17 protein-coding genes and 1 tRNA gene are annotated in these 22,771 nt (G+C 69.5%); 9 read left to right on the plus strand and 9 right to left on the minus strand.

Going from position 1 to position 22,771, the window contains the following annotated elements; genetic code table 11:
* The first annotated feature begins 33 nt into the window (after nt 1-33).
* From tmk to HD557_RS00110, 4 genes are all read left to right on the plus strand, one after another.
* Nucleotides 34-684: a dTMP kinase gene (gene tmk, locus HD557_RS00095; protein WP_196872379.1), complete on the plus strand. Its 651-nt coding sequence runs from the start codon at nt 34-36 to the stop codon at nt 682-684.
* A complete protein-coding gene (locus HD557_RS00100; RefSeq protein ID WP_196872380.1) occupies nt 681-1,841 on the plus strand; it encodes a DNA polymerase III subunit delta' in 1,161 nt (386 codons plus the stop codon). The genes tmk and HD557_RS00100 overlap by 4 nt, the downstream gene beginning before the upstream one ends.
* Nucleotides 1,838-3,346, plus strand: coding sequence for an alpha/beta hydrolase (locus tag HD557_RS00105; RefSeq protein ID WP_196872381.1), 1,509 nt, complete (start codon nt 1,838-1,840; stop codon nt 3,344-3,346). Before HD557_RS00100 ends, HD557_RS00105 begins: the two co-directional genes overlap by 4 nt.
* Nucleotides 3,347-3,498: 152 nt before the next feature.
* A complete protein-coding gene (locus tag HD557_RS00110) occupies nt 3,499-4,677 on the plus strand; it encodes an excalibur calcium-binding domain-containing protein (protein ID WP_196872382.1) in 1,179 nt (392 codons plus the stop codon).
* 24 nt (nt 4,678-4,701) lie between these two features.
* Here HD557_RS00110 and HD557_RS00115 read toward each other — a convergent pair whose 3' ends face one another.
* Complete coding sequence (locus HD557_RS00115) at nt 4,702-5,628, minus strand: LysR family transcriptional regulator (protein WP_008355050.1); 927 nt, start codon at nt 5,626-5,628, stop codon at nt 4,702-4,704.
* A 313-nt stretch (nt 5,629-5,941) separates the two neighbouring features.
* Between HD557_RS00115 and HD557_RS00120 the strand changes: the two genes are divergently transcribed.
* A tRNA-Thr gene (locus tag HD557_RS00120) sits at nt 5,942-6,014 on the plus strand.
* 302 nt (nt 6,015-6,316) lie between these two features.
* Nucleotides 6,317-7,132 (plus strand): CPBP family intramembrane glutamic endopeptidase, encoded by an 816-nt coding sequence (locus HD557_RS00125; RefSeq protein WP_196872383.1) that lies wholly within the window; start codon nt 6,317-6,319, stop codon nt 7,130-7,132.
* A 26-nt stretch (nt 7,133-7,158) separates the two neighbouring features.
* On the opposite strand, the gene HD557_RS00130 is transcribed toward HD557_RS00125, so the two are convergent.
* Nucleotides 7,159-8,460, minus strand: coding sequence for an MFS transporter (locus HD557_RS00130; protein WP_196872384.1), 1,302 nt, complete (start codon nt 8,458-8,460; stop codon nt 7,159-7,161).
* 246 nt (nt 8,461-8,706) lie between these two features.
* Here HD557_RS00130 and HD557_RS00135 point away from each other — a divergent pair, with 246 nt between their 5' ends.
* From HD557_RS00135 to HD557_RS00145, 3 genes are read left to right on the plus strand one after another with little or no spacing between them, the layout of a single operon-like run.
* Complete coding sequence (locus HD557_RS00135; RefSeq protein WP_231380115.1) at nt 8,707-10,983, plus strand: immunoglobulin-like domain-containing protein; 2,277 nt, start codon at nt 8,707-8,709, stop codon at nt 10,981-10,983.
* A 10-nt stretch (nt 10,984-10,993) separates the two neighbouring features.
* On the plus strand, nt 10,994-13,549 hold the full coding sequence (locus HD557_RS00140; protein WP_196872386.1) for an alpha-L-arabinofuranosidase C-terminal domain-containing protein: 2,556 nt from the start codon (nt 10,994-10,996) through the stop codon (nt 13,547-13,549).
* A gap of 10 nt (nt 13,550-13,559) precedes the next feature.
* A complete protein-coding gene (locus HD557_RS00145) occupies nt 13,560-15,050 on the plus strand; it encodes a family 43 glycosylhydrolase (protein ID WP_196872387.1) in 1,491 nt (496 codons plus the stop codon).
* Nucleotides 15,051-15,065: 15 nt separating this feature from the next.
* Here HD557_RS00145 and HD557_RS00150 read toward each other — a convergent pair whose 3' ends face one another.
* The 7 genes from HD557_RS00150 to HD557_RS00180 form a co-directional block, all read right to left on the minus strand.
* Nucleotides 15,066-15,923 carry an alpha/beta hydrolase gene (locus HD557_RS00150; RefSeq protein ID WP_196872388.1) on the minus strand — a complete coding sequence of 286 codons (858 nt, stop codon included), beginning with the start codon at nt 15,921-15,923 and terminating at the stop codon, nt 15,066-15,068.
* A gap of 38 nt (nt 15,924-15,961) precedes the next feature.
* On the minus strand, nt 15,962-18,379 hold the full coding sequence (locus HD557_RS00155; protein ID WP_196872389.1) for a DUF6351 family protein: 2,418 nt from the start codon (nt 18,377-18,379) through the stop codon (nt 15,962-15,964).
* A gap of 104 nt (nt 18,380-18,483) precedes the next feature.
* Nucleotides 18,484-20,076, minus strand: coding sequence for an MDR family MFS transporter (locus tag HD557_RS00160; protein WP_008355037.1), 1,593 nt, complete (start codon nt 20,074-20,076; stop codon nt 18,484-18,486).
* 88 nt (nt 20,077-20,164) lie between these two features.
* Entirely contained in the window at nt 20,165-20,770 is a 606-nt protein-coding gene (locus HD557_RS00165) for a TetR/AcrR family transcriptional regulator (protein WP_008355034.1), read from the minus strand.
* Between the two features lie 69 nt (nt 20,771-20,839).
* The gene (locus tag HD557_RS00170) at nt 20,840-21,328 is read right to left on the minus strand and encodes a nucleoside deaminase (RefSeq protein ID WP_196872390.1); all 489 of its coding nucleotides are present in this window, start codon (nt 21,326-21,328) and stop codon (nt 20,840-20,842) included.
* Nucleotides 21,329-21,378: 50 nt separating this feature from the next.
* Entirely contained in the window at nt 21,379-21,966 is a 588-nt protein-coding gene (locus HD557_RS00175) for a superoxide dismutase family protein (protein ID WP_196872391.1), read from the minus strand.
* A 72-nt stretch (nt 21,967-22,038) separates the two neighbouring features.
* Nucleotides 22,039-22,719: a hypothetical protein gene (locus tag HD557_RS00180; RefSeq protein ID WP_196872392.1), complete on the minus strand. Its 681-nt coding sequence runs from the start codon at nt 22,717-22,719 to the stop codon at nt 22,039-22,041.
* Nucleotides 22,720-22,771: the final 52 nt, after the last annotated feature.

A 22,771-nucleotide genomic window follows, 5' to 3' on the forward strand; every position in this document is an offset into this window, starting at 1 on the left:
GGGCTTGTCGGTCCCACCCCGTAGGTTGGGTGCGTGAGGTTTCCCGGTGTCTACGCCGAGCACGGCGTGTTCGTGTGTTTCGAGGGCGGCGAGGGGTCGGGCAAGTCGACCCAGTCGCGGCTGCTCCACGAGGCGCTGACGGCCCGCGGCCACCGCGTCCTGCTGACCTTCGAGCCGGGAGACACGGCCGTCGGAAAGGACGTACGCCGCATCGTGCTGTCCCCGGAGACCGGTGATCTCGACGACCGGACCGAGGCGCTGCTGTTCGCCGCCGACAAGGCCGAGCACATCGAGTCGATGGTCCGCCCGGCGCTGGAGCGGGGCGAGGTGGTGATCACCGACCGCTACGTCGACTCGATGCTGGCCTACCAGGGCGCCGGCCGGGTGCTGGACGCCGCACAGCTGGAGGAGGTGGCTCGGTGGGCGACCGCCGACCTGCGCCCCCACCTGACCGTGCTGCTCGATCTGGACCCGACCGCAGGGTTCACCCGGTTCGAGGAGCGCGACCGGATGGAGCAGGAGTCGCAGCAGTTCCACGAGCGGGTGCGGTCGGCGTTCGTGGCGCTCGCGGAGCGCAACCCCGACCACTATCTGGTGCTGGACGCCCGCGCTCCGGTCGAGGAGATCCACGCCGCAGTGCTGGCGCGGCTCGAGCCTCTTCTCGCCCAGGCGGTGACGGCATGAACGTCGCCACCACCTCGGTGTGGGACAACCTCGTCGGCCAGCGCCACGTCATCCCCACGCTGCAGACCGCCGCGGCCGGCCACGGCATGACGCAGTCGTGGCTCTTCACCGGCCCACCGGGCTCGGGCCGGTCCAACGCCGCGATCGCCTTCGCGGCCGCGCTGCAGTGCCCTGACGGCGGCTGCGGCCGGTGCCACCAGTGCCACACCGTGCTCACCGGCAGCCACGCCGACGTCAACCTGGTCCGCACCGAGAAGCTGACGCTCGGGGTCGACGAGATCCGCGACCTGGTGCGTCAGTCCGCCCTGAGCCCGGCCGGAAGCCGCTGGCAGATCCTGATCATCGAGGACGCCGACCGGCTCACCGAGCAGGCCAACAACGCCCTGCTCAAGGCGGTCGAGGAGCCCGGCGCCCGCACGGTGTGGATGCTCTGCGCGCCGACGGTCGAGGACGTCCTCCCGACCATCCGGTCCAGGTGTCGCCTGGTCACGTTGACCACCCCGACCGCGCCCGACGTCACCGCCTTCCTGCAGCGCACGCTCGGTGTCGACGAGGCACGAGCCGCCTACGCGGCGCGCGCGAGCCAGGGTCACATCGGCCGCGCCAAGGCGCTGGCCCGCGACGACGACACCCGGCGCCGCCGTGAGCAGGTCGTCGCCTACCCGGCCAAGCTGAGGACCCTGGCCGACGCGCTCCGGGCCGCCGGCGAGCTGGCCGCGGTCTCGAAGGAGGAGGCCGACGCCGTCACCGCCGACCTCGACGCGCGGGAGAAGGCCGACCTCGACGCCGGCTACGGCGTGGTCGACCGGGGCCGCCGTCCGCGTGAGTACGGCCCCGCGCTGGCCGCGCTCGAGAAGGACCAGAAGCGCCGTGCCACCCGCCGTCACCGCGACGTGATCGACCGCGGGCTGATGGACCTGGTCTCCGTCTATCGCGATGCGATCACGCTCGCCGCCGGTGCGCCGGTGACGCTGGTCAACGAGGAGCACCGGCGCGAGATCGAGCAGATCGTCGCGTCCTCGACCCCCGAGCTCAACCTGCAGCGCATCGGCGCCGTCTTCGAGGCCCGTGAGCAGCTGCTGGAGTTCAACGTCCAGCCCCAGCTGGTGCTGGAAGCCATGATGGTGGCGCTGCTGCCGCCCGGAGGAGATCAGTGAACCGCAAAGCCGCTCTCGTCGTGATGTCAGCGCTCGCCCTGACGGGCTGTGGAGGCGGTGGCGGCACCCCGGATGCCGACCGGGTCAGTCCGAGCGCCGAGGCGACCGCGGCCCCTGCGGAAGGGTTGCAGACCTTCTACAGCCAGAAGCTGGACTGGAAGGACTGCAACGGCGCCTTCGAGTGCGCGACCCTCGAGGTGCCGCTCGACTACTCCGACCCCACCGGTCGCACCATCGACATCGCCGTCATCAAGGACCCGGCCAACAAGAAGAAGATCGGCTCGCTGGCCATCAACCCCGGCGGCCCGGGTGGCTCGGGCATCGACTACGCGCTCTACAACAACCAGTCCTTCAGCCCCGCGGTCCGGAACTCCTACGACATCGTCGGCTTCGACCCGCGCGGTGTCGGGCAGAGCACCCCGGTCGACTGCCTCGACGACGACGCCCTGGACGCCTACGTCGCGGTCGACCCCGACCCGGACACCCCTGCCGAGGAGAAGGCCTACGTCGACACCGGCGTGCAGATGGCCAACGGCTGCGCCGCCCAGAAGGACGGCATCTCCGCCCACGTCAGCACCGTCGAGGCGGCCCGGGACATGGACGTACTCCGGGCGGCGCTGGGTGAGGACCAGCTCGACTACTTCGGTGCCTCCTACGGCACCCAGCTCGGCTCGACCTACGCCGAGCTCTACCCCGACCGGGTCGGCCGGTTCGTGCTCGACGGCGCGATCGCCCCGGGCCTGAGCGTGCTCGACGCCAACCTCGCCCAGGCGAAGGGCTTCGAGGTCGCGCTGCGCTCCTACGTCGAGAGCTGCGTCGACGAGGGCAGCTGCTTCCTCGGTGACTCCGTCGACGAGGGTGTCGAGCGCGTCCAGAAGCTGATGGCCGACATCGACGCCGAGCCGCTGCCCGCCGGTGATCGTGAGCTCACCGCGGGCAACGCCCTCTACGGCCTGATCACCCCGCTCTACGTCGAGTCCTACTGGCCCTACCTCACCGACGCCCTCGAGGCGGCGCTGAAGGGCGACGGGTCCCAGCTGATGAGCCTGTCCGACAACTACGCGGGCCGCGACCCCGAGGGTGGCTACATCAACAACACGATGGAGGCCAACTGGGCGATCAACTGCCTCGACGACTCCTCCGGCCTCAGCCCGGAGGACGTACGCAAGCAGCTGCCCGCCTTCGAGAAGGCCGCCCCGACCTTCGGTGCCGCCCTCGCCTGGATGCTCAACGGCTGTGCCGCCGAGAAGTTCAAGGCCACCGAGCCCGAGCCGGAGATCGACGCCGAGGGTTCCAACCCGATCGTCGTCGTCGGCACCACCCGTGACCCGGCCACCCCCTACGAGTGGGCAAAGGAGCTCGCGAAGGCCCTCGACGCCGGCGTACTCGTCTCCCGTGACGGCGACGGCCACACCGGCTACATGCAGGGCAACGGCTGCGTCGACGACGCCATCGACGGCTACCTGGTCGACGGCAAGGTCCCCGACGACGGCTTGGAGTGCTGAGACCGCTCCACGAGCGGATTTACCCGATGTGGGGTGGGTCTTCGTCATGACGCCACCGGCCGATCCCGCAGACTCAGAGGATCACTTCTCGAAAATTCAACGTCGAGAAGAAGGGTCACGAGCACGTGATCATGAACCAGCGAATCCGTTCGATGACGAGAGCTTTCGCTGCCACCGCCGTCGCTTCACTGGCGGTCGCGGTAGCGCCCGTAATAGGTGCCCAGCCGGCGCAGGCAGATACGGCCCCGCTGCCGTACATCGGTGGCTCCGCCACCCTCACCGTCAACGACGTGACGAAGGCCCAGAACTGCGACCTCTACGGGGTCAAGGGCACGAACATCCCGGTCTCCGTGGACGTCTCGTTCGGCGAGAACTACAGCGACGAGTTCACCAACCCGACCGTGAGCTGGGAGGTCACCGTCTTCGACTCCGACGGAGAGGACGTGACCAACTACATCGAGGGCGGCGGATTTTCCGAGGGAGCGGCCGACGGCAACCTCTGTTCGTTGCTTCCCGTCGGTAGTTATCGGGCGGTCGCCTACGTCTTCACCTCGGATGCGGAGGGCACATATACCGACGCTGCCGAGGTCACCGATGCGTTCACGATCCGGGCCGCTCATAGCTACACCCTGTCGGCCAGCCGGTCGGGTACGACGATCAAGGCGCAGGTGAAGGACTACGGCAAGCCCGTGGTCGGCAAGTCGGTCGCGATCCAGCGGAAGTCCGGGGGCAGCTGGAGCACCGTCGCGCACCGCACGACCAGTTCGACCGGCTGGGTCTCCGCTACCGGCGTCCGCGGCGCGACGTACAGGTTCGCCTACGGGGGCAAGTACAGCTCGGCCGTGTACGTCCCGAAGATCACCACCTCCGTCGTGAAGGTGTCGGTGAGCAAGTACGGATCGAAGTCGTATCGCGTCGTCGGAAAGCTGACCGCGGGCGGCAACGCACTGAAGGGCAAGCGGATCTACCTGCAGAAGCAGGTCAGCGGGAGTTGGAGCAGCGTGACGTCGTGCGTGACGAACAGGTACGGAAAGTGCTCGGTCATCACGACGCCGGCCGCCAGCCGCTACTACCGCTGGAAGTTCCGCGGGGACGCCACCAGAAAGGCCGATGTCTCCGCGTCGTTCTACCTGAGGAAGCGCGGCTCCACCAGCACCACCACCTCGGGCTTGGACTACACCTACGCCAACGGGGCTACGGTCTACAACGCCACCTCGGCCAACGACCTCGACTGTGGCCAGATCCCGGCCTACAAGAAGCCGGTACGGATCAACAACAGCTCCGACCCGTGGGGTCTCGACCGGGACAACGACGGCTACGGCTGCGAGTGACCTGAGCCTTCGAAGGGCCGCGCGCTAGCGCCGGTGGACCGGGTCCGCGATGGCCTGGATCCGCTTGGTGGCCAGCTCGATCATCAGCGTGGCGGCGGGGGAGAGGGTGGCGTCGGTGCGATGGACGATGGCGAAGGTGTCGTACGTCCGGGGTCGCAGTGACACCCAGCCGGCCTTCGGCGCCAGCCGGGGGAGCAGCTGCTCGGCTGCTCCCTTGGCGATGACGCTGTCGGCGTAGCCCATCCCGACCAGCTCGACCGCCGTCTCGATGTCCTCGACCTCGATCCGGCTCGGTGGGTTGCGGCCGGTCTCGTGGAGGAGGTTGCGCAGGGTGACCCTGGTGGGGTCCTCCGAGCTCCAGGTCGTGTCGGCCATCACCAGCGTGGCCAGCGAGAGTCTGTGGGGCGTGACCGGCGTCGCCAGGTGCGCCGGATCCGCCGAGATGTAGACGAGCTCGTCGCGGGCCACAGGCGTCACCTTCAGCCCCGGGCCGGAGACGCTGCCGACCAGCAGCATCGCCGCCTCGAGCCGGCCGCGTCGCAGGTCTTCCTGGACCTCGGTGGAGTTCTGCCCGATCAGCTCGACGCGTACGCCCGGGTATCGGTCGAGCACGTCGGCCACCAGCCCGGCCCCGCCGTAGAGCCGCGCGATCCCGAACATCCCGAACCGGATGGTTCCGGTCTCGAACTGCTTCACCGCCTGGACGGCCTTGCGCGCGTCCTCGGCGGCCGCGACCGTACGCTCCGCGTGCGGCCTCAGCTCGTCGGCCACCGCGGTCGGCACCACCCCGCGTCCGACGCGTCGGAACAGCTGGACGCCGAGCGTACGCTCCAGGCCTCTGACCTGCTCCGAGATCGACGGCTGCGCATAGCCGAGCTCATCGGCCGCCGCGGTCAGTGAGCCATGCTCGTAGACCGCGAGGAACACGCGGAGCTGGTGCAGCGACAACATAGAGACATCCTATGTCTTTTCAAGGAAAGATCGTCTACCTCTATGAGTCGCCGACGGTCATCATTGACTCTGGCAATTGACTGGCCACCACTGCGTCCGCAGTCGGTGGTTGATACATGTTCATAGGGGAGTAGAGCAGTAATGAAGCACGGCGTTCGCCGCCTGGGCCGCCTGATCGGCAAGGGGAAGCCCACCCGTACGACCATCGACGAGCACGTCGAGGCGCACCGTTTTAGTGTCGAGCGCGCAGTCTCGGTACACTCATCCGGTCCGCTCAACCAGAGCCGCTTCATGCGGTAACGGATGACGGTACGCCGCCTTAGCTCAGTCGGCAGAGCGTCTCACTCGTAATGAGAAGGTCGTCGGTTCGATTCCGACAGGCGGCTCAGCAAACCCCGGTCTCACCAGCGAAAACGCTGGCCGCGAGACCGGGGTTACTTGATTTTCGACCGCCCGATCGCCGCCTCTACCGCCTTCGGGCGGCGTGGCCGAACGTGCCCGTTACCAGTTGGTGATGTTTGTCAGCGCTCGACCGCGGATGCGTGCTATCACTTCCGTGTGCGGTCCGGGCGCCCACGTTGCTGGAGTACCCCCCACTCGGTCGCGAGGGCGTCCAGGACCGCACGCCAGGCTCGGCTACGCAACGATTTCCCGGGCAGCGACCGGATGTGTCCGGCAGGATGAGGCCATGACGATTCCGGAGTCCGGTGCGGCGGACGCGGCACCTGGTCGCGATCGACCGATCGAGACCCGCAAGCCGCTCGGATATGGGCTGTTCGCCGTTCTGGTGGTCACCTACCTGGCGATCATCCAGGGCGGCGGGATGCTGATGAAGGCGCTGGTCGACGTCGGCGACGACCCGCTGACCACGACGAAGGGCGTCGTCATCACCATGGTGATCCCGCTGGGCGTCGCCCTCGCCTTCGTCTACGGGGCCGCCGCGGCGCTGGGGCGTCTGCGACCGGTGATGCGTGACGACCGACCCGTCAGCCGCTGGGTCATCGTCGTACCGGTCATCTTCGTGGTGTGCATCCTGCTGGCCATCGACTACGGCGCGCTGTCGGAGAAGACCGGCGGATACATCGTGGTCCTGCTGCTCGCGACCCAGCTGGTCGGCTGGGGCGAAGAGGGCATGTTCCGTGGCATCGGGGTCACGACGCTGCGCGAGCACGGGCTGACCGAGGGCAGGGTCGCACTGTGGTCCAGCCTGATCTTCGGCGTCGTCCATCTCTCGAACGCGATCGGCCGAGGTGTCAACGCGATCCCGCAGGCGCTCATCGTGAGCCTGGCCGGCTACTTCTTCTACCTGACCCGCCGCCGAGCCGGCACCAACGCGGTCAACTCGGTGATCCATGGTCTGTTCGACTTCTCGCTGCTCACCGGCACCGCGATCCTCGTCGACCAAGGCGCCTACCTCGGGTCGCTCGCCGGGATCCTGGCCTACGTCGTGACCGGCGCCGTGCTCCTGGTCCGGCGTCACCACATCGACCCGAGCCGCACCTGAGCACCCCGGCGGCTGCAGACTGGGAGTCAGGCGTGATCCGCGGACACGGGCTCGACCGACGGCTCGGTGTGGGGCCCCGCCCACCACACGACGGTGGTGATCACGCCGATCACGAGCAGCGCGCTGGTCAGCCAGAACGGATAGGTGCGGTCGATCCCGGAGAGCCAACCGGAGATCCAGCCGAACGGCGCGGCCGCGAGCATCACCGCCGTGCGCTGCAGCGCCATCACCCGTGACCGCTCGGCCTCGTCGACGTGGAAGGCGACGAGCGACTCCGAGAGCATGAAGAGCATCCCGGCACCGAAGCCGTCGAGGAGGAGGCACACCCCCAGAAGCGCGTACGTCACGACGTCGGCGTCACCCTCGGCGGCGGGGATCAGGACGAGGACCAGCTGCCCGGCCAGATAGATGCCGAATCCCCACAGGGTCGCCTGCTTGAGGTCGTGGCCCGAGGTCAGCCGGCGGATCAGGGTGAAGAGGAAGAGCACCGACAGCAGGGAGCGCACCATCGGGAAGAACGGCAGCACCGGGTCGGGCACGTGCAGGTGCTGGTTGACCATGACCTGCCAGAACGTCCCGTTGACGAGGGTGACCGCCGCGACCAGGGCAGCGATGGCCAGCGCCAGCAGCGAGCCGCGCGAGCGGCCCAGCAGCCTCGCGGCCTCGCGGTAGCCGACGAAGAGCCGCCAGAGACTCTCGTGGCGGGTCTCCTCCATCCGGATCAGCCCTCGGCGGGTCTCGGTGGACGCGGCGTACAGCAGGATGATCTTGGCCAGCATCACCACCGCGGCGTTGATGAAGAGCACCCGCACCGCCGGCTCCAGGCCGAACTGCGCGACCATGAAGGCGGCGATCGGGGCGAAGAGCGCCGAGCAGTCGGCCGCGACCCGCACGAGGGAGTAGATGCCGGTGAGCTGGTCGCGCTCCGCGTCCTCGACCATCAGGCAGTCCCAGGCGTTCGCGGTGACCTGCAGGGCGCCGTTGAGCAGCGAGGCGGCCAGGAAGGCCCAGAAGTCCTGGGCGAACGCCCAGATCAGGCACGGGATCACGAAGGCGATGACGTCGAAGACCGCGTTGGTCAGCCGGCGCCCCATCCGGTCGGTGATGATGCCGCCGGCGAGCCCGAAGAACACCTGCGAGATCATCCCCGCGGTCGCGAGCAGGCCGATCTGCGCGTCGTGCAGGCCGAGGGCGAGCATGAAGACGGAGAGGTAGGGCAGCACCAGCGCCATCGACAGGCCCCACATCGGCTCGGTCCACACGCAGGCGCGCGGGTTGCCGCGGAGATGGATCAGGGTGTGCCACAGGGAGCCGGGGGAGGATGCCACCGGGTCAGTGAACCAGGTGTGATGTCGAAGCCGAAAACGATTTCGCGATGGACGATCCGGCGACGTCCGATTACCGCCGGATATGCAGGTCGGAGCCCCGTTGAGCATGCGTCCGAGACGGGTCGGTGTCACCTGGTTCTCTTGACGACCGCGTCAGCCGCCTGCTTATGTTAGCGCTCACATTCCGTGTGACTGAGGTCACATCGAATGGTGCCCCGGCCCAACGACGACCCCTGGAGCGCGCAGATGGACCTGTCGAAACCGACCGCATACGACCGGCGCCGGAGGCATCTCGCGCGCACCGTCACGGCGCTTGCGTCGCTGCCCCTGATCCTGGCCGGCCTGGTGACCACGGCCCCGGCGCAGGGCGCGAGCGATGCCGGGCTCGTCGTCCACTACCCGCTCGACCAGACCAGCGGCACCACGGTCGTCGACGCGTCGGGGGCCGGCCGCAACGGCACGGTCGCCGGCGGCACGACCTGGCTGGGCGGTGAGGGGCTCGCCCTCGGCGGCACCGACGGGCACGTCAGGCTCCCGAACGACGTGATGGCCGGGCTGACGTCGATCACCGTCTCGCTCGAGGTGAAGATCGCAGCGGACCAGGCCACCCCCTACTTCATCTGGGGCCTCGGCAACACCGGCTCCAACGGCTCGGGCAACGGCTACCTGTTCACGACCGGCAACGCCTACCGGACGTCGATCGCCACCGGCAACTGGAGCACCGAGCAGACCGTCACGGCCGGCCGGAACCTCGCCCGAGACACCTGGAAGACCATCAGCTACACGCTCGCGGACGGCACCGCGGTGCTCTACGAGGACGGTGTCGAGGTCGCCCGCCGCACCGGTGTCACCATCACGCCCGGTCAGATCGGCAACGGGGTCACCACGGCGAACTACCTCGGCCGATCCGTCTACAGCGCTGACCGCCACCTGAAGGGTCAGGTGCGCGACTTCCGGATCTACGACCGTGCGCTGACGGCGGCAGAGGTCCACGACCTGGGCTACGTCACCGACGAGCAGCGCGTCGAGCGCGACCTGGCCTGGCTGGACCTGGGCGACACGTCCCGCGTCGTCAGTGACCTCTCGGTCCCGAGCGCCGGCCCGAACGGCTCCACCTTCTCGTGGGCCTCCTCCGATCCTGCCGTCGTCTCCGCGACAGGTGACGTCACCCGCCCGCCCTACGGCAGTCCCGACGCCGCCGTGACGCTCACCGCCACCGCCACCCACGGCTCCGCCAGCCGGTCCGAGGAGTTCACGGTCAACGTACCGGCCGACATCAGCGACGCCGAGAAGGTCACTCGCGCCACGGCTGCGCTCCGCGTCTGGGACGCCGACGAGATCCGCGGCAACATCACCCTGCCGACCCAGGGTCTGCACGGTACGACCGTCAGCTGGACGTCCAGCGAGCCCGCCGTCGTGACCCCGACCGGCGAGGTCCACCGTCCGGCGTACGGGAAGAACGCGGTCCGTCTGGCGCTCAACGCCACCGTGAGCCTCGGCAAGGTCAAGGAGAAGCGGCAGTTCCGGCTGACCGTCCTGCCGCTGCCGAGGAAGGAGCCCCTCGAGGGCTACACCTTCGCCTACTTCACGGGTGAGGGGACGGCCGACGGCGAGCAGGTCTACCTTGCCGCCAGCAGGGGCAACGACCCGCTGCACTGGGACGAGCTCAACGGCGGTCAGCCGGTGCTGCGGTCGCAGTACGGCGACAAGGGTGTACGTGACCCCTTCATCATCCGCTCCCCGGAGGGCGACAAGTTCTACCTGATCGCCACCGACCTCAAGATCTACGGCAACGGCGACTGGGACGCCGCTCAGCGGCGGGGTAGCCGCTACATCGAGATCTGGGAGTCCACGGACCTGGTGAACTGGTCCGAGCAGCGACACGTCCGCGTGTCCTCGCCCCAGGCCGGGAACACCTGGGCGCCCGAGGCCTACTACGACGAGGGGATCGGCGCGTACGTGGTCTTCTGGGCCTCGAAGCTCTACGACGAGTCCGACCCCGAGCATGCCGGCAACACCCACAACCGGATGGTCTACGTCACCACCCGAGACTTCCGGACCTTCAGCGAGCCCGAGGTGTGGATCGACCCGGGCTACTCGGTGATCGACTCCACCGTCGTCGAGCACGAAGGCACCTACTACCGGTTCACCAAGGACGAGCGGAACAACACCTCCACGACGCCCTGCAGCAAGTTCATCGTCGAGGAGAAGGCGACCTCGCTGCTCGACCTGGACTGGAGCTTCGTCGCGGAGTGCATCGGCAAGGCCACCGCCGAGAACCCGGGCGTCGACCGGGGCGAGGGGCCGACGATCTTCAAGTCCAACACCGAGGACAAGTGGTACCTGTTCATCGACGAGTTCGGCGGCCGCGGGTACGTGCCGTTCGAGACGACGGACCTGGACTCGGGCAACTTCTCGATCTCCAGCGACTACCAGCTTCCCAGCCGCCCCCGCCACGGCACCGTCCTCCCGGTGACCAAGGCCGAGCTGGACCGCATCCGCACCGCCTACCGCGCGTTCTGAGGAGACCATCGTGCAGCGCATCCGCCTACTGACCGCCCTGTCCGCCGCCACCGTCCTGGCCCTGCCCCTGACCTACGCCACGCCCAGCCTCGGCGCGGACGGCCGAACCGCTGCGGCCGAGCCCGACTACACGATCACGGCCCACGCGGGTCAGTCCGGGCCGGAGATCAGCGACACCATGTACGGCGTCTTCTTCGAGGACATCAACTACGCGGCCGACGGCGGTCTCTACGCCGAGCTCGTGCGGAACCGGTCGTTCGAGTTCCTCCCGGTCGACAACCGCTCCTACACCGGCCTGACCGCGTGGACCCCGCGAGCCGTCGGCGGCGGCGCCGGGACCGCCACCCCCGTCAACGACGGCTCCCGGCTCAACGAGCGCAACCGCACCTACCTCCAGCTCTCGCTGGCCAACGCCGGCGGTGGGACGTACGGGGTCTCCAACAGCGGCTGGAACAACGGTGTCGCGCTCGAGGCCGGGAAGCGCTACGACTTCTCGGTCTGGGCACGCTCGGACACCGCGGGCGGTACGCCGCTGACCGTGTCGCTGCAGGACGAGGCCGGCACCACCGCGTACGCCGCTCCGGTCCGGCTCCAGGTGAACGGCGACACCTGGAAGAAGTACGCCGGCACCTTCACCGCGAGCGCCACGACCGACTCCGCTCGGCTGTGGCTGCAGGGCGAGGGTGTCGGGACGCTGCGCCTCGACATGGTCTCCCTGCTGCCCGAGGACACCTTCATGGGCCGGGAGAACGGGCTGCGCAAGGACCTCGCCGAGAAGATCGCGGCGCTGAAGCCGGAGTTCGTCCGCTTCCCGGGTGGCTGCCTCGTCAACACCGGCAGCATGGCCGGCTACGACGCGTCCTCCGACTGGCAGCGCGCCCGGTCGTACCAGTGGAAGGACACCGTCGGCCCCGTCGAGGAGCGCGCGACGAACGCCAACTTCTGGGGCTACAACCAGTCCTACGGCCTGGGCTACTTCGAGTACTTCCAGTTCGCCGAGGACATCGGGGCGATGCCGCTGCCGGTCGTGCCGGCGCTGGTCACCGGATGCGGCCAGAACCGGGCCACCGACGACGAGACCCTGCTGCAGCGTCACATCCAGGACACCCTCGACCTGATCGAGTTCGCCAACGGCCCGGTCGACTCCGAGTGGGGTGCGCTGCGGGCGGAGATGGGGCACCCGGCGCCGTTCGGGCTCACCCACCTCGGCGTCGGCAACGAGGAGAACCTGCCGACGGAGTTCTTCGAGCGGTTCGAGAAGTTCCGTGCGGCCATCGAGGCGCGCTACCCGGAGGTCACGATCATCAGCAACTCGGGCCCCGATGACGAGGGCGCGCTCTTCGACCAGCACTGGGCCCAGAACAAGGCGGCCGGTGTCGACATGGTCGACGAGCACTACTACAACTCTCCGACCTGGTTCCTGCAGAACAACGACCGTTACGACAGCTATGACCGCAACGGGCCGAAGGTCTTCCTCGGCGAGTACGCCTCGCAGGACAACAAGCTCTTGAACGCGCTGTCCGAGGCGGCCTACATGACCGGTCTCGAGCGCAACGCCGACGTCGTCCGGCTGGCCTCGTACGCCCCGCTGCTGGCCAACGTGGACCAGGTGCAGTGGCGCCCGGACATGATCTGGTTCGACAACGACCAGTCCTGGGGCTCCGCGAGCTACCAGGTCCAGAAGCTGTTCATGAACAACGTCGGCGACCGAGTTGTCCCCAGCGAGGCGACCGGCAAGGTGATCCAGCCCCAGCCCATCACCGGCGGCATCGGCCTCTCCACCTGGGCCACCTCGGCGGCGTACGACGACGTGTCGGTCACCGCGCCCGACGGGACCGGGCTGTTCGCCGACGACTTCGCGGACGGGGACGCCGAGGGCTGGAGCTCGCTGGCCAACCGGGGGACCTGGTCGGTCGTCGACGGCGCCTACACCCAGACCGACGCAGCTGCCCAGGACACCCTGGTCAGGGCCGCGGACATCACCGCGAGCGACTACGACCTCGAGCTCGAGGCCAAGAAGCTGTCCGGCTCCGAGGGCTTCCTGATCGCGTTCGGGGTGAAGGACTCCGGCAACTTCTACTGGTGGAACATCGGCGGCTGGAACAACACCCGCACGGTCGTCGAGAAGGCGACCAACGGTGGCAAGGAGACCCTGATCGCCCGGGAGGGCCACTCGGTCGAGACCGGACGCACCTACGACGTACGCATCGAGGTCCGCGGCACCCACGTCCGGCTCTTCCTCGACGGCCAGCTCTTCCAGGAGTTCGACGACGACCAGGTCACCGAGCCGTTCGCGCAGGTGGTCACCCGTGACGCGGCGACCGGCGACCTGATCGTCAAGGTGGTCAACGCCCAGGCCGAGCCGGCCGTCACCCGCGTCGACCTCGGCGTCAAGGTCGCCTCCCGGGCGCAGATGACCGTCATCAGCGGCGACCCGGAGGAGCAGAACACGCGTACGGCGCAGCCCATCAAGCCGGTGACGAGCACGATCCGCGGCGTGGACAGCACCTTCACGCGCACGTTCGCGCCGTACTCCGTGACCTTCATCCGCATCCAGACCCGGTAGGGGAGCATCCATGTCCGACCACCTGAACCACCTCGCCCTCCGAGCCGGCCTCAGCAGGCGCCACCTCCTGCAGGCCGGGGTCGGCCTCGGGGCAGCGGCCGCGCTTGCCGGCTACGCAACGCCCGCCGCCGCAGCACCGGCGGGATCGATGCCCAGTGACGCCGAGATCTGGGGCGTGCCGACCCTCAGCCCGCTGGTCGAGCGCCAGGCCGACCCGTTCGTCACCCGGCCCGTCGACGGCATGTACTACCTGACCGGCTCCGTGCCGGAGTACGACCGTCTGGTGATCCGCGGGTCGGCCTCGCTGGCCGGGCTCGCCACCGCGGCGGAGTCGGTCATCTGGCGCCGCCCGTCCAGCGGGAAGATGGGCGGCCACATCTGGGCGCCGGAGCTGCACCGCATCGACGGCCGCTGGTACGTCTACTTCGCGGCCGGCGACTCCGACGACGTCTTCCGGATCCGGATGTACGTCATGGAGTCGACGCTCCCCGACCCGCGCGACCCGGCGGGCTGGGGTGCGCCGCGGCAGATCATCACGCCATGGCTGAGCTTCGCGCTCGACGCCACCACGTTCGAGCACGCGGGCCGTCGCTACCTGGTCTGGGCGCAGAGCGAGCCCGAGATCGCGGTCAACACCAGCCTCTACATCGCCGAGATGAGCTCCCCGTTCGCGATCAGCACCTTCCCGGCGCGGATCGCGACCCCGACCCGCAGCTGGGAGGTGCAGGGCTACAAGGTCAACGAGGGCCCTGCCGTGCTGGTCCGCAACGGCCGGGTCTTCATGACGTTCTCGGCCAGCGCCACCGACGCGCGCTACTGCATGGGCCTGCTCACCGCCCCGGCGGACGCCGACCTGCTCGACCCGGCATCGTGGACCAAGAGCCCCGAACCGGTGTTCACGACCAACGAGCAGACCGGGCAGTACGGGCCCGGGCACAACTCGTTCACGGTGGCCGAGGACGGGGTGACCGACGTCCTCGTCTACCACGCCCGGGACTACCGCGACATCACCGGAGACCCGCTCTACGACCCGAACCGGCACGCGCGCGTGCAGAAGGTGGTGTGGCACGAGGACGGCACCCCCATGTTCGGCGTTCCGGTCGGGAAGGGCGGGCCGATCGTACGGCTCACCCCGCTGGATGCGCCGGGCTCGTTCGTACGCCACTACGAGTACACCGTGCGGGTGGACCGTGCCCCGAAGGAGCTCGCCGACAGCCAGTTCCGGTTCGTCCCGGGGCTCGCGGGCGACGGGTCGGAGTCGCTGCAGTCGGTCAACTTCCCCGACAGGTACGTCCGGGTCGCCGGTGGCGCCGTCCGGATCGAGCAGGTCCAGCCGGGCCCGGCGTACGCCGCCGAGGCCAGCTTCCGCAGGATCCCGGTCAGGGGCGGCATCTCGCTGCAGGTGGCCACGGACCGCGGCGACTACCTCCAGCACGACCGCGGTGCGCTCACCGTCGGTTCCACCCCCGGACGCCGCTCCAGCACCTTCGCCCTGACCTGACGTCCGCGGCGCTCGTCAGCCGGCCGCGATCTCCACGAGGAGGTCGGCGGCCGGCGCGGGGTGGACGAGCCAGCGGAGGTGGCTGGAGGCGAGGGTGTGGACGGCGTACGGGTTGTCCGGGGTGAGGGCGTCGCCCTCGCGGATCAGCCGGTCCTGCATCGCGGGCGGCAGGCTGACGTCCTCGCTGAGTCGTACGTAGGCACGGGGGACCGTGCCCCACGTCGTGGCCTGGGCGCGGTCGTCCGGCCCGCCGGCGTCGAGGTTCTCGTCGGGCTGGAAGGTGTTGAGGAACGTACGGAACTCGTCGTCGGTGCCGTCGGCCATGAAGGCGTGCTTGAGGCCGGCCAGCACCTCGGGGGAGGCGGTGCGGAAGTTGCAGCGCAGCAGGCCGACGTCGGCGGGGTTCGCGGCCGCGGCTCCGATCAGCACCGAGGCGTCGAAGGAGGCCATCTCCGGCTCGGCGTTGTACGCAACGGCGTCAAGGGACACCGGGGCCCAGGCCGACACGTAGACCATCCGGTCGATCAGGTCCGGGCGGGCGTTGGCGGTCGCGGTCAGGGTGATCCCGCCGCGGCTGTGCGCGACCACGACCACCGGGCCGTGCGCCTTCGCCCGCTCGAGCACGGAGACCAGGTGGGCGACGTTGTCGGCGAGCGTGACGCCCTTGATCCCGCCCGGCGCGGACGCGAGCGCGGCGAGGTCCTGGGGTGCCTGGTAGGCCGCGGGGAAGGTCGCTCCGAAGCCGTGGCCGGGGAGGTCGACCGCCAGCGAACGGAACCCGCGCAGCGCCAGCTCGGCCTGGAGCGGGGCGAACGAGAACGAGTTGGCGAAGGCGCCGTGGACCAGGACGAAGGTCGGCTCGGGGGAAGGCATGGCCGAGACACTAGCGCCGACTCGGCGCGAGCCACCGGTCAATTTCCGAACGGCGCCGACCGTGGTGCGCGGCCCATCGGTGTGCCGCCGTAGACGACCGATCCGTCGGCCTGCTGGTAGGTCAGCCAGGGCTCGGTCTCGGTGAAGCCGACACCCGGCTTGCTGTAGTCGCAGACCCCGTCGGGGAAGACCGCCGCGAGGCGCGACCACTGGGCATCGGTGAGGCCGAACGCGCCGTAGTCGTCGGTGCGGCGCAGCGGCTTCAGGTGGCACTTGGCGTTGTCGGAGTAGTTGTTGTCGCCGGCCACGATCCGCGGGGTCGCGAAGTCGGTCTTGACCAGGTCGCTGACCGGACCGAGGCCGCACACCAGGTCCGAGACCGGATCCACGACGAGGTTGAGCGCGGGATCGAGGACCGGGTTGACGGCACCGTTCAGGCCGTCGAGAGCACCGCCGGTCAGGTCGTCCAGGAGCGGGTCGGCGACCGGCAGGAACAACCCGTCCTCGCTGGAGACGCCCTGCGTCTGGGTGCACCGGTCGTGCAGGTCGCCGGGGCGGTCCTGGACGATCTTGTCCGCCAACGCCACCGTGCGTTTGTCGGCTTCGACGGCCGACAGCCACCGGTCCATCGCGAGCAGCGCCTCCTTGGAGTAGCTCGGGTCGCCGATGAGCGGCGTCACTCCGTACCAGATCACCTGGTTGTCCGCGTGGCCCTGCTCCCGGGTCAGCCGTTCGCGCATCGCCCACGCCCAGCGGGCGTCGTGCGCGACGCCGGGGTCCGGTCCGCGATGGTCGATGATCGCCACCCCGGACAGGTTGCTGGCGGTGTTGACCATGCCGCTGCGGTAGGCGTTGGTGAGCGCCGCCGGGTCGGCGGTGGAGCGCTCCGCCCGCGGCTGTACGTCGATGTCGAGGCCGCCGATCTTCTCGTTGAGATCGACGAACTGCTCGGGCGTGATCGCCCCGGACCGGAGCGCCTCGAGACCGTACTGCACGCCGGTGTTGTCCAGCGGCGAGCCCGCGAAGCCGCGCCCGATCTGCTTCTCCTGAGGTGTCCACACGCTCTCCGGCCGTGGGCCGAAGACGTTGATCGCGCCGTCGATGATCGAGCAGCGTACGCCGCCGGGGTTGCGGGCCGCGTCGTAGCGCTCCTGGTCCCTGACCCCGGCGCAGGGGTGGGTCGGCATGACCGCCTGCTTGAACAGGCCCTCGTCCGCGGTGACGGCGTTGAGCGGCAGCAGGTGGCCCTCGACCGCCGCCCACTGCAGCGGGTTCCAGAACTTGCCGTCGGTGAGGCGCTCGGAACTCTCGAAGTACTTGCGGAGCAGGTGGTAGTCGGAGAACTGCAGGCCGGGCGAGAGCGAGTCGGGGTAGGAGCAGGTCACCACCAGGCCCTGGTAGATCCCGGGGTAGGCGTTGGCGATCGTCTGCTGCGCGATCGAGCCGCCGGAGCAGCCGCTGCCGATCGTGTAGCGCAGGTCGCCGTACGTCTCGACGAGATGCTCCTTGGCCATCATCAGCGACTCGGCCTCGGTGGTGACGTTGCAGTTGTGACCGGTGTTGGCCAGCGCGGTCGAGAGCATCGCGAAGCCACGGCCGAGGGCGACGGTCGGGCTGTCACCGAGGGCGTCGGCGACGACGGGGATGCCGAGGTCGAAGGTGCCGGCGTAGTCGGTGGTCGGGGCGGTGCCGACCTCGTGGTCGACCCCGCAGCTGCCCCCGTGCGGGATGAAGAGCTTGTTGTTCCACTGCTCCTGCGGGCGCCAGCGCTGCCAGGGCTTTCCGGGCTGCCAGAGCACGGCGATCCGGTACTGGTCGCGGTTCTGGTAGCCGGTCTCCACGCGTACGACGAACGGCACGGTCACGCCCTCGTCGGTGGTCGTGGATGCGATGTCACGAGGCGGGTTCGCCGGGTCGTAGGGCTGGAGACTGTCGAGCAGCGGGTTGGTGGACCGGTAGAGCCAGCTGATCGTCGGCTCCTGGTTGCACTGCGCGTCCTCGGCGGTCGGCTGGCAGCGCCACGGCTGCAGCTGCGGCCCCGAGAAGATCGGCCCGCCGCGCGGGTGGTTGGTGATCGTGAGCCAGGCGCCCCGACCGTCGGGAAGGCGGGCGGTCAGCTCGTTGGTGCCGAGCCGCAGGCCGCGTACGACGCCCTCGATCTCGCCGTTGGGCCGCTCGGCGAAGGCGTCGGTGACGTCGCGGTCACCCGTGCGGCTCGAGGCGTGCCGGCTGTCGCTGAGCCACACCCGCAGGTCATCCGGGTCGGCCCCCTCGGGGAGCGTGACCCGCACCAGCGCGTTGTCGTCGAAGACCAGGTCGGCCCGGTTGGAGAGGGTCTCCAGGACGACGTCCTCGGCCGGCGCGGGCGCCGCCGACGCCGGCGTCACGCCGAGCAGCAGGCCGGCGACGAGAGCGGACACCGTCGCGATCGAGGTGGGCAGAGCGCGAGCGGCCATGGCGTGCCTTTCCGAGAGCTGCGCACGTCCCCCGAACAGACGCTCGCCGTGACAGGAGAATGCCCCGTGCCACGGCGAGCGTCAAGGAAGCTGCCGAGGCAGCCTCAGCCGGCGACCGCCTCCCCGCGGGCGACCATGCCGGCCTCGTTGGAGAGCTTGACCTCCTTGAGGAACAGCGCGAGCGCGAGGCCGAGGAGGACCAGCGGCACGAGGTACCAGAACGCGGGTGCGAGCGCCTCGGTGAAGGCGTCGACGACCCAGCCGTGGATCGGCTCGGGCAGCTGGTCGACCGCCGCCGGGGTGAGGCTGTCGCCGGAGAACCCGGCGCCGTCGGCCGGCATCAACCCCGAGGAGGCCATCTTCGCGGCCAGCCCCTCGAAGTTGTCGGTCAGCCGCGTGGTGAACACGGTCGTGAACAGGGCCGTGCCGACGGTTGCGCCGATCTCCCGGAAGAAGTTGTTCGCCGAGGTCGCGGTGCCGAGCTCGTGCGGGTCGACGGCGTTCTGCACGGCCAGGACGATGGTCTGCATGACCAGGCCCATCCCGGCGCCGAGCACGAAGATCATCAGCCCGAAGACGACCATCGACATGTCGCCGGTGATCGTGGTCATCCAGGCGATCCCGGCTGCGGTGACGAGCAGACCGACGATCGGGAAGATCTTGTAGCGACCCGTCTTCGAGATCGCGACACCCGAGCCGATCGCGGTCAGCATCATGCCGGCCATCATCGGCAGCATCAGCAGGCCGGAGCCGGTGATCGAGGCGCCCGTCGACATCTGCAGGAACGTCGGCAGCATCGCCATCGCCGAGAACATCCCCATGCCGAGCACCAGGCCGATCAGCGTGGTCACGGTGAAGGTCTGGTTCTTGAAGAGGCGCAGCGGAATCAGCGGCTCGGGCGCGAGGGTCTCGGTGACGATGAACGCGGCCACCGAGGCGAGCGTGCCGACGAGCAGGCCGAGCAGCTGCGGCGAGGACCAGTCGTAGCCGTCGTGGCCGAGCGACTCCCACGAGGTCAGCAGCACGATGCCGCTGGTCGAGAGCACCATGAACATGATCCCCAGCCAGTCGACCGGCCGCCCGGAGCGGTGCGAGGGCAGCTTCAGGGCGTACCAGGCGACGACGAGCGCGATGATGCCGACCGGCACGTTGATCCAGAAGGTCCAGCGCCAGCCCGGGCCGTCGGTGAGCCAGCCACCGAGGAGCGGCCCGATCACCGCGGAGATGCCGAAGAGCGCACCCATCGGACCCATGTACTTGCCCCGCTCGGAGGCCGGCACGATGTCGGCGATGATCGCTTGCGACAGGATCATCAGGCCACCACCGCCGAGACCCTGGAGGCCGCGGGCGGCGACCAGCTCGGGGAACGTCTGCGCCATCCCGCCGAAGAGCGAGCCGAGCGTGAACAGCGTGACCGCGACCAGGAACGGCCAGCGGCGACCCCACAGGTCGCCGAACTTCCCGTACAGCGGCATCACGATCGCGATCGCCATGATGTAGGAGGTGATCACCCACCCCTGGTGCGCGACCCCGTCGAGCTCGCCGACGATCGTCGGCATCGCCGTGCTCACGATCGTCTGGTCGAGGGAGGAGAGGAACATCGAGGCCATCAGGGCCCCGAAGATCAGCCAGATCGTACGCGGCGTCAGCACGACCAGCGGCTTGTCGGGCGCGTCGGGCGCGACCGTGTGGCTCATGGGTTGGACCTTCCAGGCAGGAGTTGCAGAGGTGAGGACACACGTGTCCCGTGTGCCGTGAGAATCCCGAGAGGTGCGGCTGGTCGTTCTAGTCGTCGAGGAGCAGGCGGAGCTGAGCGACCGCCTCGGGCAGATGCGCCGCCGCATCTCCCGCGTAGCCCGACCGCGCCCAGGCGAGCGCGCTCGACCGCATCAGCAGCCCGGCGACCATCCCGATCGTGTCGTCGTCGACAGGGGAGGGCCGTGCCTTGCGGCGCTCGGAGAGCAGCTCCTCGAACTCGCCGACGACGCGCTGGTGCCAGGCGACGTGCCGTTGCATGAGGCGGGGTTCCGAGGTCAGCAGCCGCATGGCTCGCTCGACCTGCTCGATGTTGGGGGCGGCGTCCTTGAGGAAGCCCGCCACCAGCGTCTCCAGGTCGGTCATCAGCCGTCCCGACGGCCCGCCGGAGACGAACTGCGCGCGCACCTCGGCATCCAGCTCGATCTCCTGGATGCCGAGAACCGCGTCGTCCTTGGAGTCGAAGTAGTTGAAGAACGTACGCGTCGACAACCCCGCCGCGGAGCTGATCTCCTCCACGGTGACGTCATCGAGCCCACGCTCGCCGACCAGTCGCTGAGCGGCCTCGATCAGCGCCAGCCGACGCTCCCGCTTCTGACGCTCGCGGGCGTTCGGAGGCGGGGCAGAGGTGGGCACGGCACTATTCTTGCATTGAGTGCAAGTTGCAGTCAATGCAAGAAAGGTGTGCTGGGGGTTACACCGAGATCAGACTCCGGCGGCCGCCTGGTGGAGCGCGTGGATCTCCTCGACCAGCTCGGGGACGGGCCCGATGACCTCGACAGCCGGCGCGACCTCCTGGATCGGCAGCGCCCGCACCGGCGACTCGCCCGCGCCCCAGCCGGCCCGCCACTGCGTCAGCTGCTCGGAGGACGCGATGTAGACGATCCGCCCGACCCCGGACCAGCCGTGCGCCGCCGAGCACATCGGGCAGTGCTCTCCGGAGGTGTAGACCGTCGCTCCGGCCCGGGTCGCCGGGTCGAGCTGGACCGCGGCCCAGCGGGCGAGCTCGATCTCGGGGTGCGCGGTCGGGTCGCCGGTCGTGTGCTCGCGGTTGCGGCCCTCCTGGAGCGCGTTGCCGGCGCTGTCGGCCAGGACGGACCCGAACGGCCCGTCGCCGTCCGCCAGCGCCTCCGCCGCGAGCTCGAGGCAACGTCGCAGGTGGGTCATGTCGGTCGGGGTGAGTTCGGTGGTCACCGCCCCAGTCTGCGGCCCGGCGCTGCGTACGTCCCCTTATTTCGGGACGGTCAGCCGGCCTCGATCACGGCGCAGGCGATCCGGTCACCGGCGTCACCGGTCTTGGTGGTGTCCTCGTCGGGACCCTCGGGGGCGTAGCGCTCCGGGACGTTGGCGTAGTTGTCGCGGCCCGCGTGGATCATCACCGCGCTGCCGTCCGCGTCCCGGAGGTCGTCGAGGGTGAAGGGTCCGGTGAACTCCAGGCTGGCGGTGCCGTCCTCGGTCACGAGGAGCGCCGGCAGGTCGCCGAGATGCTCGCCGTGGGCGCTGTCGTCGGGGTTGAGGTGGCCGCCCGCGGAGAGGAAGTCGCCGGTCTTCGACGGGTCGTCGGGAGCCGCGCTGTCGGCCTCGCACTTGCCGGTCGTGTGCACGTGGAAGCCGTGGTAGCCGGCCGACAGACCGCTCACCCGGACGCTGATCTGGGTGGCCCCGTCGTCCTCCTCGATCTCGACCGTCCCGACCTTCTTCCCGTCGGGGCCGGCGAGCTCGGCACTCACCTCGTTGCGGTCTCCCGGGTCGGGGTCTGCGTCCTCCCCGCAGGCAGCGAGAGTCAGCAGACCACAGGCAGCGAGCACGGCAGCGGTTGCACGGCGGGACATGGGACACCTCCACGAGAACGGAATCCGGTCACCCCCACCGTACGTCGAAGGGAGGTGACCGGAGCGCAGGGATCAGCAGCCGTCGCGGAGGAGGCCGGGCTGGCGGCCGACGGAGACCTCGATGAACTCGATCTTCGAGTCTCGGGAGTCGCCGGTGAGGAGGAAGCCGATCCAGCGGTCGCCGTCCTGGACGACCCAGGTCGTCTGGCCGTAGTCGTTGGTCTTCTGGGTGCCCGTCCCGTAGGTGTCCTTGAGGACCATGAGCGTGTCGCCGATGGTGATGCCCCGGGCGGTCTCGAGGACGGGCTTGCTCATCCCGAAGGAGCCGATGTTGCCCTGCTGGTCGTGGATGACGTCGATGCCGTCGCCGAGCTGGTCGGCCCACCGCCAGTGCTTCCCCTCGCAGACGGCCTCGCGCTTGGTGTCGCGGGTCATCCAGCCCTGATCGACCAGGGTGCGTACGTTGCCCTCGGCCTTGATCTTCCCGAAGGCCCCGGGCGCCAGCGGGCCGCCCCAGTCGAGCTTCGGCGTCGGCTCGGCCGACGGGGTCGCGGAGACCGGCACCTCCGACGGAGCCGGGGTGGGAGTCGCGGACGGCTCGGAGGACGGAGCCGAGGACGGCGCCGAGGACGGCACGGGCGAGGGCGATCCGGCAGTCGGGGCGGCGTCGCTCCCGCACCCGGCCAGGCCGAGCAGCCCGACCACGGCGGTCGCCGCGAGCGCGGCACGGAGCGGGAGGCGGGATGTGGTCATGGGTGGCTCCTCGTCGGTCGTACGCCCCGAGTGGGCGTTCTGCCGATCCAGA

The organism is Nocardioides luteus (assembly GCF_015752315.1).
GTDB lineage: Bacteria > Actinomycetota > Actinomycetes > Propionibacteriales > Nocardioidaceae > Nocardioides.

Coding starts and splice junctions, on each gene's coding strand:
- HD557_RS00100 (WP_196872380.1), top strand. CDS start 681: ATGAACGTCGCCACCACCTCGGTGTGGGACAACCTCGTCGGCCAGCGC.
- HD557_RS00110 (WP_196872382.1), top strand. CDS start 3,499: ATGACGAGAGCTTTCGCTGCCACCGCCGTCGCTTCACTGGCGGTCGCG.
- HD557_RS00115 (WP_008355050.1), bottom strand. CDS start 5,628: ATGTTGTCGCTGCACCAGCTCCGCGTGTTCCTCGCGGTCTACGAGCAT.
- HD557_RS00125 (WP_196872383.1), top strand. CDS start 6,317: ATGACGATTCCGGAGTCCGGTGCGGCGGACGCGGCACCTGGTCGCGAT.
- HD557_RS00135 (WP_231380115.1), top strand. CDS start 8,707: ATGGACCTGTCGAAACCGACCGCATACGACCGGCGCCGGAGGCATCTC.
- HD557_RS00145 (WP_196872387.1), top strand. CDS start 13,560: ATGTCCGACCACCTGAACCACCTCGCCCTCCGAGCCGGCCTCAGCAGG.
- HD557_RS00150 (WP_196872388.1), bottom strand. CDS start 15,923: ATGCCTTCCCCCGAGCCGACCTTCGTCCTGGTCCACGGCGCCTTCGCC.
- HD557_RS00155 (WP_196872389.1), bottom strand. CDS start 18,379: ATGGCCGCTCGCGCTCTGCCCACCTCGATCGCGACGGTGTCCGCTCTC.
- HD557_RS00160 (WP_008355037.1), bottom strand. CDS start 20,076: ATGAGCCACACGGTCGCGCCCGACGCGCCCGACAAGCCGCTGGTCGTG.
- HD557_RS00175 (WP_196872391.1), bottom strand. CDS start 21,966: ATGTCCCGCCGTGCAACCGCTGCCGTGCTCGCTGCCTGTGGTCTGCTG.
- HD557_RS00180 (WP_196872392.1), bottom strand. CDS start 22,719: ATGACCACATCCCGCCTCCCGCTCCGTGCCGCGCTCGCGGCGACCGCC.